10 protein-coding genes are annotated in these 12,807 nt (G+C 39.3%); 7 read left to right on the top strand and 3 right to left on the bottom strand.

Annotation, left to right across the window (positions count from 1 at the left end):
- Window positions 1-61: 61 nt before the first annotated feature.
- The 7 genes from rnc (at window position 62) to ftsY (ending at window position 8,883) form a co-directional block, all read left to right on the top strand.
- Window positions 62-760, top strand: a complete 699-nt coding sequence (gene rnc, locus I1J71_RS06945; protein ID WP_195184210.1) for a ribonuclease III — start codon at window positions 62-64, stop codon at window positions 758-760.
- Window positions 751-4,290, top strand: a complete 3,540-nt coding sequence (gene smc / locus I1J71_RS06940) for a chromosome segregation protein SMC (protein WP_195184209.1) — start codon at window positions 751-753, stop codon at window positions 4,288-4,290. Before rnc ends, smc begins: the two co-directional genes overlap by 10 nt.
- An 89-nt stretch (window positions 4,291-4,379) precedes the next feature.
- Complete coding sequence (locus I1J71_RS06935) at window positions 4,380-5,039, top strand: trimeric intracellular cation channel family protein (protein ID WP_195184208.1); 660 nt, start codon at window positions 4,380-4,382, stop codon at window positions 5,037-5,039.
- A gap of 179 nt (window positions 5,040-5,218) precedes the next feature.
- Window positions 5,219-5,797, top strand: coding sequence for an HD domain-containing protein (locus I1J71_RS06930; protein WP_195184229.1), 579 nt, complete (start codon window positions 5,219-5,221; stop codon window positions 5,795-5,797).
- Window positions 5,798-5,917: 120 nt separating this feature from the next.
- Complete coding sequence (locus tag I1J71_RS06925) at window positions 5,918-6,709, top strand: Cof-type HAD-IIB family hydrolase (protein ID WP_195184207.1); 792 nt, start codon at window positions 5,918-5,920, stop codon at window positions 6,707-6,709.
- Window positions 6,709-7,527, top strand: coding sequence for a Cof-type HAD-IIB family hydrolase (locus I1J71_RS06920; RefSeq protein ID WP_006152093.1), 819 nt, complete (start codon window positions 6,709-6,711; stop codon window positions 7,525-7,527). Before I1J71_RS06925 ends, I1J71_RS06920 begins: the two co-directional genes overlap by 1 nt.
- A gap of 3 nt (window positions 7,528-7,530) precedes the next feature.
- The gene (gene ftsY / locus I1J71_RS06915) at window positions 7,531-8,883 is read left to right on the top strand and encodes a signal recognition particle-docking protein FtsY (RefSeq protein ID WP_195184206.1); all 1,353 of its coding nucleotides are present in this window, start codon (window positions 7,531-7,533) and stop codon (window positions 8,881-8,883) included.
- A gap of 38 nt (window positions 8,884-8,921) precedes the next feature.
- Here ftsY and zwf read toward each other — a convergent pair whose 3' ends face one another.
- The 3 genes from zwf to I1J71_RS06900 form a co-directional block, all read right to left on the bottom strand.
- Window positions 8,922-10,409 (bottom strand): glucose-6-phosphate dehydrogenase, encoded by a 1,488-nt coding sequence (gene zwf / locus I1J71_RS06910; protein ID WP_195184205.1) that lies wholly within the window; start codon window positions 10,407-10,409, stop codon window positions 8,922-8,924.
- Window positions 10,410-10,556: 147 nt separating this feature from the next.
- The gene (locus I1J71_RS06905; RefSeq protein ID WP_049494477.1) at window positions 10,557-11,297 is read right to left on the bottom strand and encodes an amino acid ABC transporter ATP-binding protein; all 741 of its coding nucleotides are present in this window, start codon (window positions 11,295-11,297) and stop codon (window positions 10,557-10,559) included.
- Window positions 11,297-12,742, bottom strand: a complete 1,446-nt coding sequence (locus I1J71_RS06900; protein WP_195184204.1) for an amino acid ABC transporter substrate-binding protein/permease — start codon at window positions 12,740-12,742, stop codon at window positions 11,297-11,299. Before I1J71_RS06900 ends, I1J71_RS06905 begins: the two co-directional genes overlap by 1 nt.
- Window positions 12,743-12,807: the final 65 nt, after the last annotated feature.

The following is a 12,807-nucleotide window of genomic DNA, read 5'->3' as shown; positions in this document are numbered from 1 at the left end:
GACTATGATTGTATTTTTTGGTATAATGGAGTGTATTATAATGTTTTAGAAAGAGGTTCTTATGAAAGAATTAGAAACCGTGTTAGAGCAACGTTTTGGGCTTGTTTTTTCAGATAAACAATTACTTGAAACAGCTTTTACTCATACTAGTTATGCCAATGAGCACCGCCTCTTAAAAATTTCACACAATGAACGCTTGGAATTTTTAGGAGACGCTGTTCTGCAATTATTGATTTCAGAATATCTGTACAAAAAATATCCTAAAAAACCAGAAGGTGACCTGTCTAAACTCCGTGCCATGATTGTACGTGAAGAGAGTTTGGCTGGTTTTGCCCGTGACTGCCAGTTTGATCAGTTTATCAAGCTAGGAAAGGGAGAGGAAAAATCTGGAGGCCGTAATCGAGATACCATCTTGGGAGATGCTTTCGAAGCCTTTTTGGGTGCCCTGCTTTTAGATAAGAATCTACTTACGGTAAAGGAGTTTATCTACCAGGTCATGATACCGAAGGTAGAGGCTGGTGATTTTGAGATGATTAAAGACTACAAGACTCACCTCCAAGAATTACTCCAAGTCAATGGTGATGTTGATATTCGTTATCAGGTCATTTCAGAGATCGGACCTGCCCACGATAAGATGTTTGAGGTTGAAGTTCTTGTCGAGGGTCAAAGTTTAGGTAGGGGCCAAGGACGATCTAAAAAATTGGCCGAACAAGAAGCCGCTAAAAATGCAGTTGAGGAAGGACTGGATTCATGTATTTAAAAGAAATTGAGATTCAGGGGTTTAAGTCCTTCGCTGACAAAACCAAGGTAGTTTTTGACCAAGGAGTAACAGCAGTTGTAGGACCTAATGGTTCTGGAAAATCAAACATCACAGAAAGTTTACGCTGGGCTCTTGGGGAATCCAGTGTCAAAAGTCTTCGTGGTGGGAAGATGCCAGATGTTATCTTTGCAGGGACAGAAAGTAGAAAACCATTAAACTATGCTTCTGTAGTTGTTACTCTAGATAACCAGGACGGTTTCATCAAGGATGCAGGACAGGAAATCAAGGTGGAGCGTCATATCTATCGTACTGGGGATAGTGAATACAAGATTGATGGGAAAAAAGTCCGTCTTCGTGATATTCATGATCTTTTCTTAGATACCGGACTTGGGCGCGATTCCTTCTCTATTATTTCCCAAGGGAAGGTCGAAGAAATCTTTAACTCCAAACCTGAGGAGCGTCGCGCTATCTTTGAAGAAGCGGCTGGAGTTTTAAAATATAAAACTCGTCGCAAAGAGACAGAAAGTAAACTGCAACAAACTCAAGACAATTTAGACCGCTTGGAAGATATCATCTATGAGTTGGATAATCAAATCAAACCATTGGAGAAGCAAGCAGCAACTGCACGCAAATTTATAGAACTAGACGGTCAACGTAAAGCTATCTACTTGGATGTTTTGGTTGCACAAATTCAAGCCAATAAGGCTGAATTGGATCTAACAGAAGAAGAATTAAACCAAGTCCAAGAACTGTTGACTAGTTATTATCAAAAACGCGAGTCACTAGAACTTGAAAATCAATCTCTTAAGAAGCAGAGACAAGATTTACAAGCGGAGATGGCTAAAGATCAAACTAGTTTGATGGATTTGACAGCTCTAATCAGTGATTTAGAACGGAAATTGGCCTTGTCTAAACTGGAGACAGAGCAGGTTGCTCTCAATCAACAAGAGGCTCAAGCTCGTTTAGCTAGTTTGGATGAAAAGAGAAATGCACTTATTCAAGAGAAGGAAGAAAAAGAAACAAATCTCAGTCAGTTAGAAGAAAATCTAGCAGTCAATACCAAGGAACTCAATCGTTTAGAAGCCGAGTTGTTAGCTTTTTCTGATGATCCTGATCAGATGATTGAGCAACTGCGCGAGCGTTTCGTAGCTTTCTTGCAGGAAGAAGCGGATGTCTCTAACCAGTTGACACGGATTGAAAATGATCTTGAAAATAGTCGCCAACAGACTCAAAAGCAAGAAGAACAATTGGAGTCCTTGAAGGAACAATTAGCTTCTGCTAAATCTAAGGCTAGTGAACAAGAGGCTGATTTAAAATCAGCAAAAGAAAAAGTACAGACCTTGCTTGCTGGCTATCAGACGAATGCTAAACAGGAAGAAGAACAAAAGCAGGCTTATCAAAGTCAGCAAAGTCAACTTTTTGACCGTTTGGATAATCTGAAAAACAAGCAGGCCAAGGCGCAAAGTCTGGAAAACATTCTTAAAAACCATAGTAATTTCTATGCGGGTGTTAAGAGTGTTCTACAAGAAAAAAATCGCCTGGGCGGTATTGTCGGAGCGGTCAGTGAACATTTAACCTTTGATGTTCGTTATCAAACAGCTCTTGAAATTGCCCTCGGAGCAAGTAGTCAACATATCATCGTTGAAGATGAACAGGCTGCGACTAAGGCTATCGACTTCCTTAAACGAAATCGAGCTGGTCGTGCGACTTTCCTACCTTTGACAACCATCAAGGCTCGTAGCATTTCTGGTCAGAACCAAGATGTGATTGCTGTAAGTCCAGGTTTTCTTGGCATGGCAGACGAATTGGTTACTTTTGATGCCAAGCATGAAGCTATTTTTAAAAACTTGCTTGCTACAACAGCAATCTTTGATACGGTAGAGCATGCGCGTGATGCGGCCCGCAAGGTACATTATCAGGTTCGAATGGTAACGCTAGATGGTACAGAATTGCGAACAGGTGGTTCTTATGCTGGTGGTGCAAATCGTCAAAATAACAGCATTTTTATAAAGCCTGAATTAGAACAGTTGCAAAAAGAGATTGCTCAAGAAGAAAATCTTCTGCGTCAAGAGGAAGATAATCTGAAGTCAGTTCAAGAAGGCTTGGCAGCACTCAGTCAAACTTTGGAGACTATTAAGTCTCAAGGAGAGCAAGCTCGAATAGAGGAGCAAGGCTTATACCTGGCTTATCAACAAACTTGCCAACAAGTCGAAGAACTCGAAACACTTTTAGAACTTCAGGAAAAAGAATTAAACAATCTAAGAGGTGAAGATTGGCAAACTGAAAAAGAAAAATGCCAAGAACGTCTTTCAGTTATTTCAACTGAAAAGCAAAAACTGGAGTCTGAGATTGAAGAAATCAAGTCCAATAAAAATGCGATTCAGGAACGTTACCAAAACTTACAGGAAAAACTTTCTCAAGAACGTCTGCTCAAAACAGAAATGATAGGGCGAAAACGTTACGAAGTTGCGGATATTGAACGGATTAACAAAGAGCTTGAATACCTTGATATGGAGCAAGATGAAATCGAACGCCTTCTCCAAGAAAAGGTAGACAATCTTGAAAAGGTTGATACGGAACTTTTGACCAAGCAGGAAACAGAAGCTAAGAGTCAGAAGGAAGAAATTCAACAAGGGCTTATTCGCAAGCAGTTTGAGCTGGATGATATTGAAGGTCAATTGGATGATATTGCCAGTCATTTAGAACAAGCTCGTCAGCAAAATGAAGAATGGATTCGTAAGCAAACACGTGCAGAAGCAACCAAAGAGAAGATTACGGACCGCCTTCGCTATCTTCAAGGTCAACTGACTGAAGAATACCAGATTAGTTATACTGAAGCGTTAGAACAAGCCAATCCGTTAGAAGATTTGGCTGTCGCTGAACAAGAGGTCAAGGATTTAGAAAAATCTATCCGTTCACTTGGTCCAGTCAATTTGGATGCTATTGAACAGTTTGACGAAGTTCACGAACGCTTGGAATTCTTAAATAGTCAGCGTGATGACATTCTTTCTGCTAAAAATCTTCTTCTTGAAACCATTACAGAGATGAACGATGAAGTGAAGGAACGATTTAAATCAACCTTTGAAGCTATTCGTGAATCCTTCAAGGTGACCTTCAAGCAGATGTTTGGTGGTGGTCAAGCGGACCTAATCCTTACCGAGGGAGATTTATTGACAGCAGGTGTCGAAATCTCTGTGCAACCACCAGGTAAGAAAATCCAATCTCTCAACCTTATGAGTGGTGGAGAGAAAGCCTTGTCAGCTTTGGCTCTGCTTTTCTCAATCATTCGTGTCAAGACCATTCCATTTGTTATTTTGGATGAAGTAGAGGCTGCACTCGATGAAGCTAACGTTAAACGCTTTGGAGATTATCTTAACCGATTTGACAAGGATAGCCAGTTTATCGTTGTTACCCACCGTAAGGGAACCATGGCAGCCGCAGACTCTATTTATGGGGTAACCATGCAAGAATCTGGTGTTTCTAAGATTGTCTCTGTTAAACTAAAAGATTTAGAAGATATGGATGCTTAGTTTGTTTTCAATATAACATTTCAAACTAGAGCATGGAGAATGACCTTCAAGAAGTCAGAAAGGTTACAAAAATAAATTGAGGAGCTTATATGGATTTTGACCTATTCCTAATGATTTGTAATTATATTGGGACTATAGCCTTTGCGGCGTCAGGAGCCATCAAAGGATTTGGTAAACGTTTAGATATTTTTGGAATTAGTTTATTGGCAATTGTAACAGCAGTAGGTGGGGGTATTTTAAGAGATTCTATTATCAGTCGTTTTCCCTCCGCTCTCGCAGATCCTGGACCGATTTATGTCTCTATTCTAGTAGCTATTATTATGTATGCCTTTGTGACATCAAAACAAGCCAATGCTAGTCAAGAAAAAAAATTCTATAAGTGGCTGAGAGAAGCTTATCTTATCTTTGATTCGATTGGCTTAATCATCTTTTCCTTGATTGGAGCTACCGCCTTAGCTGATAGTAAATTGAACTTGATGTCTGCAGGGATTTTGGCCTGTTTAACAGGTGCTGGCGGAGGTATCATCCGAGATCTCTTGATTAATGAAGTTCCAAGTGTTCTAAAAGAGGACATCTATGCCCTTCTATCTTTTGTAATTGGCGTTATTTATTACTGGTTGGCCTTTGTCCTTCACTTTCCAAGAATCACTGCTTTTATCATTCTCTCAATTGTTGGTTTTATGATTCGACTCTGTATTATTAAGTTTAAGCTCTCTTTGCCAAATATGGATAAAAAGACTTGGAATTGATTGATGGTAGGAAAGTTCAATCACTCGATTGATAAATATTTTATAAATTACAAGTTTAATCAAGCGTCTAATCTCGTATGGATTAGGCGCTGTTTTATTTTTGCAAATACGGGAAATATTTGATGAAATTAATATTTTTTGGTATTATATCTAAAATTTTAAATAAGATAGGAGCTACAATGAGTAATTTAAAGAATTCAGTCGATTTTATTAAAGAAATAGAGAAGTTAAAGTCAGTAACCAGATTTAATAGAACCCTTGACGGAAGATTTGAAAATAGTGCCGAGCATTCTTGGCAAGGTGCTATAGCTGCTATAGTTCTTCAAGATTATTATCCTGAAAAGTTAAAAATAGAAAAAGTTATTTCTATGTTATTGATTCATGATTTAGGTGAGATTTATGCCGGAGATACTTGGGTTTTTGATGATGAAAAAAAGATTCATTCTCATGATAGAGAGTTAGAATCTATAGAAAAAACAATGAGCCTCCTTCCAGAAGAGAAATATTTGAATATGAAAAATTTGTGGTTGGAATTTGAAAAAGGACAGAGTGCTGAAGCAAGATATGCAAGAGTAATCGATGCATTGGTACCACTGATAAATCACTTAGAGGTGTCACAATTAAATTATAACCCTGATAATATCAGTGCAGACATGGTATTAGAAAAGAAAAAGTTTATAAAAAGTGAATCAGAAGAATTATGGAAACTAACGGAAGATTTGATTCAGGAAAGTGTGGAGAGGGGCTTATATTTTTAATAACGACTGGCTCTATAGATAGATTTATAGAATACAAGGACGTGTCAATCCTGCACGTCTTTTTTACTTTTTCTATGGTATAATAGAAGATAGATTTATAACTGGAGAAGAGAAAGATTTATGATTAAACTAGTCGCAACTGATATGGACGGGACTTTTTTGGATGAAGCTGGCCAATTTGATATGGAGCGCTTAAAAAAGCTTCTCCATTCTTATAAAGAAAAAGGGATTTACTTTGCTGTAGCTTCTGGCCGCGGTCTTTTGTCGCTTGAAAAACATTTTGCGGATGTCAAAGATGAGATTATTTTCATTGCTGAAAATGGGAGTCTGGTTCGTTTTCATGGACAAGACCTCTATGAAGCGACCATGCCTAGAGATTTTTACTTATCAACATTTGAAAAGCTAAAGACTTCACCTTATTTTGATGAAAAGAAGATGCTCTTGACTGGTAAGAAAGCTTGCTATGTTTTAGATACTGTAGATGAAACCTATCTCATGTTTAGTCATCATTACAATGAGAATATTCAAAAAGTAGCCAAACTTGAAGATATCACCGATGAGATTTTTAAATTCACAACCAACTTTACAGAAGAGACAGTAGAAGTTGGCGAAGCTTGGGTCAATGAACATGTGCCTGGTGTTAAGGCAATGACGACAGGTTTTGAATCCATTGATATTGTCCTTGATTATGTGGACAAGGGAGTTGCGATTGTCGAATTGGCTAAGAAGTTAAATCTGGATATGGACCAAGTGATGGCCTTCGGTGACAATCTCAATGACCTTCACATGATGCAAGTTGTAGGGCACCCAGTCGCACCTGAAAATGCTCGCCCAGAAATTCTAGAACTTGCCGAAACAGTTATCGGTCACCATAAGGACCAATCAGTTATCGCTTATATGGAGGGATTGTAATGGCAGATATTAAATTAATTGCCCTAGACTTAGATGGGACTTTGCTGACGACAGACAAGAAATTGACTGATCGTACCAAGGCGACTTTAAAGGCTGCGCGTGAACAGGGTGTCAAAGTAGTCCTAACAACTGGACGTCCTCTCAAGGCTATGGATTTCTTCCTTAAAGAGCTTGGAACAGACGGCCATGATGACGAGTATACTATCACATTCAACGGTGGATTGGTTCAGAAAAATACAGGTGAGATTCTTGATAAGACAGTCTTTTCAATTGATGATGTGACACGTATTTACGAGGAAACTGATAAACTAGGCATTCCTTTAGATGCAATTTCAGAAGGAATAGTTTACCAGATTCGGTCTGACCAAGAAAGTTTATATGCTCAGTTTAACCCGGCTCTAACTTTTGTTCCAATTGCTTTTGAAGATTTGTCTAGTCAGGTAACATACAATAAATGTGTGACTGCCTTTCCTCAGGAACCTTTGGATGCGGCTATTCAAAAGATTTCACCAGAATTATTCGATCAATATGAAATTTTTAAATCACGTGAACTCTTGCTAGAATGGTCACCAAAGAATGTTCATAAGGCGACAGGATTATCTAAACTGATTGAACACCTGGGAATTGAACGAAGTCAAGTCATGGCTTGTGGAGATGAAGCTAATGACCTTTCGATGATTGAGTGGGCCGGTCTCGGTGTCGCTATGCAAAATGCTGTACCAGCAGTTAAGGCGGTGGCAAATGTGGTAACACCAATGACTAATGACGAAGAAGCTGTCGCCTGGGCAATTGAAAAATATGTACTGAAGGAGAACTAAAGAATGGGATTATTTGACCGTTTATTTGGAAAAATAGAAGAACCTAAAATTGAAGATGTTGTCAAAGAAGCTCTAGAAAACATTGATTTATCGGATGATAGCCAGCAAACTGAGACGCTAGAATCTGAAAATATCGAAGTCAAAGAGCAAGATGGGACTGTCGTAGCCGAAGAAAATGATGAAAACTTATCTGAAGCAGATGTTGACGAAGAAACTATTGTCGAACCAGTTGACGAAGTGAAGGTTTCTCAAAAAGAGTTAAATCAAGTCCAAGAGGCAGATAGTCCTCAAGAGGAATCGACTCATGTTGAAGAGATTCCTTCAAACGATAGTGACGAGGAAGAAATTGTTCAGCCTCAATCTGACGAAGCAGAAACAGAGTTTGAAGAGGAAGCAAACCAAGCAATCGAAGAAACTCGTCAAGTGCAAGAGACTGTACAGGAAAAATATGACCGCAGTCTCAAGAAAACTCGTACGGGATTTGGTGCCCGTTTAAATGCCTTCTTCGCTAATTTCCGATCAGTTGATGAAGATTTTTTTGAAGAACTTGAAGAACTACTCATCATGAGTGACGTTGGTGTCCAGGTGGCTTCAAATCTTACGGAAGAATTGCGTTATGAAGCTAAGCTAGAAAATGCTAAGAAACCTGAAGCACTTCGTCGTGTTATCATCGAAAAATTGGTGGAGTTGTATGAGAAGGATGGCAACTACAACGAAAGCATTAATTTTCAAGATGGTTTGACTGTCATGCTCTTTGTAGGTGTTAATGGTGTCGGAAAGACAACATCAATCGGTAAATTGGCACATCGCTACAAACAAGCTGGTAAAAAGGTTATGCTTGTTGCTGCTGATACCTTCCGTGCGGGTGCGGTTGCTCAATTAGCAGAATGGGGGCGTCGTGTAGATGTTCCTGTCGTTACTGGTCCTGAGAAGGCAGATCCAGCTAGTGTTGTCTTTGATGGGATGGAACGAGCAGTAGCAGAAGGTATTGATATTCTCATGATTGATACAGCTGGCCGTCTGCAAAACAAAGAAAACTTAATGGCAGAATTGGAAAAGATTGGTCGTATCATCAAACGCGTAGTGCCAGAAGCACCTCATGAAACCTTCCTAGCTCTTGATGCGTCAACTGGGCAAAACGCTCTTGTACAAGCTAAAGAATTCTCAAAAATTACTCCTGTTACAGGGATTGTCTTAACCAAGATTGATGGAACTGCCCGAGGTGGGGTTGTTCTTGCTATCCGTGAGGAACTCAATATCCCTGTTAAGCTAATTGGTTTTGGTGAAAAAATCGATGATATCGGTGAGTTTAACTCTGAAAACTTTATGAAGGGCCTTCTAGAAGGTTTGATATAAAAGAAAATCCTGCAAGAATTCTTGCAGGATGTTTTTGATTATTCTAAACGACCATCTTTACGATAGGCGATATCTGGTTGCCATGTCCATTTGGCTCCGTATTTTTCAAGGAGATCAAAACTAGCCTGAGGTCCCATGCTACCAGCCTTGTAGTCATGAAGAGGAGCACCATTATCAGCCCACAACTTCTCGATACGGTCAATCAATTTCCATGATGCACTCACTTCATCCCAGTGGCTAAAGTTTGTTGAGTTATTGTTCAAAACATCGTAGATCAGTTTTTCATATGGATCTGGTGAAGCACCTGTTGCAGTCGCATCAGTTCTGTAGTCAAGCGAATTATGTGCAAGTTTGAACTCTTCTCCAACTTCTTTACCGTTAAGGCTAAGAGAGAATCCTTCCGTCGGTTGGATGTAGATGGTAAGCACATTCGGTGCTAGTGGTTCTCCAAAGATTGAATCCATTTGTTTGAAGACGATGTTTACGTGTGTTCCTTTTTCAGTTAGGCGTTTACCTGTACGGAAGAAGAAAGGTACATCACGGAAACGATCGGTATCTACAAAGAAGGCACCTGAAGCGAAGGTTTCTGTCATTGATTCTGGGTTGACATTTGGTTCGCTGCGGTAAGAAATGTATTTCATGCCATCAACTTTACCAGAACGGTATTGCCCACGGATGAAGTACTCTTTAAGTTCCTCATCTGTAGGGTGGTAAAGGTTCTTGAAGACCTTGATTTTCTCTGCGCGAATGTCATCCTTTGTAAAGCTTGCAGGCTTATCCATAGCAAGGAGTGACAGAAGCTGAAGTGTGTGGTTTTGAACCATGTCTCGAAGGGCACCAGACTCATCATAGTAGCCACCACGCTCTTCAACACCTAGACGTTCTGCAAAGGTAATTTGCACATTATCTATGTGTTCACGATTCCAAACATTTTCAAAAATCATATTAGCAAAACGAATGGCAAATATGCTTTGAATCATTTCCTTACCAAGATAGTGGTCGATACGATAGATTTGCTCTTCGTTAAAAGTAGCTAGGAGCTCTTCGTTTAGTTTGCTTGCAGTTTCATAGTCTGTACCGAAAGGTTTCTCAACAATCAAACGTTCGAAGCCCTTACCGTCAACGATTTGCTCAGACTTGAGGTGTTTGGCGATGGTACCAAAGAACTGAGGTGCCATTGAGAGGAAGAAGAGTTTGTTGTGCTCAGTCTGATATTTTTCGTTTAATTCAGCCTGAAGTTTACGTAATTCGATGTAGTGCTCAGTGTCATTAACATCGTGACTTTGATAGTAAAAATGACTCGCAAATGCTTGAGCCTCTTCTGCGCTATCTGCCAAGTCTAAAATAGATTCGACAACAACAGATTCGAAATATTCCTTACTCCAAGGTCTACGAGCAGTTCCAATAACAGCAAAATGATCAGAAAGATTACCTGATTTATAAAGTCTAAAGAGTGAAGGGTAGAGCTTGCGTTTAGCCAAATCTCCACTAGCACCAAAAATTGTAACAATAACTTTAGATGACATCCAGCTACCTAATTTCTATTTACTTTCCTAGATATCCTAGGCATGAGGAATCCCCATTTTCATACCCTTTATTTTATCATAATTTTCTAAAAAATCCAAAATTCAAATACAAGTGAGAAAAAACTGCAAGGGAAACCTTGCAGTTTTTTAAGCGTTGAGGACCTTGTCTAAAAATTCTTTTAGACGAGGGTGTTGTGGGTTGTCAAAGATTTGATCAGGTGTCCCATCTTCTAGGAATTCACCGTCTGCTGTAAAGATAACTCGATTGGCAACCTTACGAGCAAATCCCATTTCGTGGGTTACGATAATCATGGTCATGCCTTGTTCAGCCAACTCTTTCATGACGTTCAGAACATCACCGACCATCTCAGGGTCAAGGGCAGAAGTTGGCTCGTCAAAGAGCATGATATCAGGGTTCATTGCTAAACCGCGAGCGATAGCCACACGTTGTTTTTGACCACCGGATAAACTTTCAGGATTGGCATTGGCCTTGTCAGCAAGCCCAACTTTTTCAAGGAGTTCCATACCCAATTTTTCTGCTTCAGCCTTAGTCATTAACTTATGTTCTACAGGAGCGAAAGTGATATTTTCCAATACGGTCATATGTGGAAAGAGATTGAAGTGCTGGAACACCATTCCGATATTTTCACGAACATGGTCTACGTTGGTAGATTTATCCGTCAAATCATAGCCGTTAACTGTGATGCTTCCTTTTGTTCCTTCTTCGAGGAGATTTAAGCTACGCAAGAAAGTTGACTTACCTGAACCAGAAGGTCCAATGATACAAACAACATCTCCTTCATAGAATTTCGCTGAAATTCCTTTAAGGACTTTGTTTTTACCATATTGTTTATGTAAGTTATGAACGTCAATTTTTAATTTTGCCATTATTGAATCCTCTTTTCTAAGCGTTTCGCTAATCTAGTTAGAAGAGTGATAATCACAAGGTAAAAGACTGCGAGAATTGCATACATTTTAAAACTTTGGTAGTTACGAGCAATGATAATCTTACCAGTTTGGAAGAGTTCTACTAGACCGATTGCAGATACGATTGTTGTATCTTTAAGAGCGATAACAAATTGGTTGACAAAGTTTGGAAGCATTAGCTTGGTTGCTTGTGGCAAGACAATCTTACGCATGGTTTTTCCATATGAAATACCAAGACTTCGACTGGCTTCCATTTGTCCAACAGGAACTGCCTTGATACCACCACGAACAATCTCAGCGATGTAGGCAGCTGAGTTTAGGGAGAGAGCAATTGTACCAGCGACAAAGTCATTGATTGGACTTTGTTGACCTGTGAGGGATTCGATAAAGTTAGGAATTCCCCAGAAAATGAAGGCTGCGAGAATCATCAATGGAATACCACGGATAACGTCAACGAAAATCTCTGAAATCAAACGAAGTGATTTATATGGACTGACACTAAAAATACCGAAGATAATTCCAATGAAAATCGCAATTACAAATGAAATAAGGGCTAATGAGAGGGTAATTCCAAGTCCGCTGAGAAGTTGTTTGTAGTTGTTTTTCAACAAGCCCCAGACAGTTGTTTCATCTGCGGTTGAACTTGTAGTAGTAGAATCGCTAGCTAGATACTTATCAAGGATTTTTTGGAATTCTCCATTTGCCTTAAGGTTTGCAAGCCCTTTGTTGAATTTCTCTAGCAATTCTGGATTGCTTCCCTTTTTTACTGCAAAAGCAGTTTCACCGATTGGAGTACCTGCGATTGGTGTTTTTAACTTTTGTCCTTGACTGATAGAATATTTAATAACAGGTTCGTCGTCCATAACGGCATCTATTGAACCGGTATTTAAACTATCATACATAGAAGCAGCATCTGAAAAAGTTTTGATTTTGTAACCGTACTTGCTTTGATTCTCTGTTAGGAAGGTTTGTGAAGCAGTACCATTTTTCACACCTACAGTCTTACCGTTCAAATCTTCATAAGAAGAAATGGTACTTGATTCTTTAACACCAAGAATAGTATTTGCTGTATAGTAAGAATCAGAGAAATCAAAAGTTTCTTTACGAGCATCAGTCGCTGACATACCTGCAATGATACCGTCTGCTTGTCCAGATTGGACTGCGTTAATAGCAGCGTCAAAACCTGGATTGGTAATCTCGATTTCAAAACCTTGGTCTTCAGCGATTGCCTTGATTAGATCCATATCGATACCAGTGTATTGATTGCTCGAATCCTGGAAAACAAATGGCGCAAAAGATGAGTCACTGGCGATAACATACTTCGTTTTTTCTGTGTCAGCTTTTGCTAGTCCTAGTGAAAGAATAGGAAATAAAATTAGCAAACAAGCTAGAATTTTTTTCTTCATGTGATGTCTCCTTTCAGGGTATTTTCAAATTATAGCAAAAAAAATTGAATCCGGCAAATATTTTA

This window comes from Streptococcus infantis, from assembly GCF_015546995.1.
Lineage (GTDB): Bacteria > Bacillota > Bacilli > Lactobacillales > Streptococcaceae > Streptococcus > Streptococcus infantis_J.
Note: the sequence above shows the minus strand (reverse complement) of the source record. Positions and strands in the feature narration are given on the sequence as shown.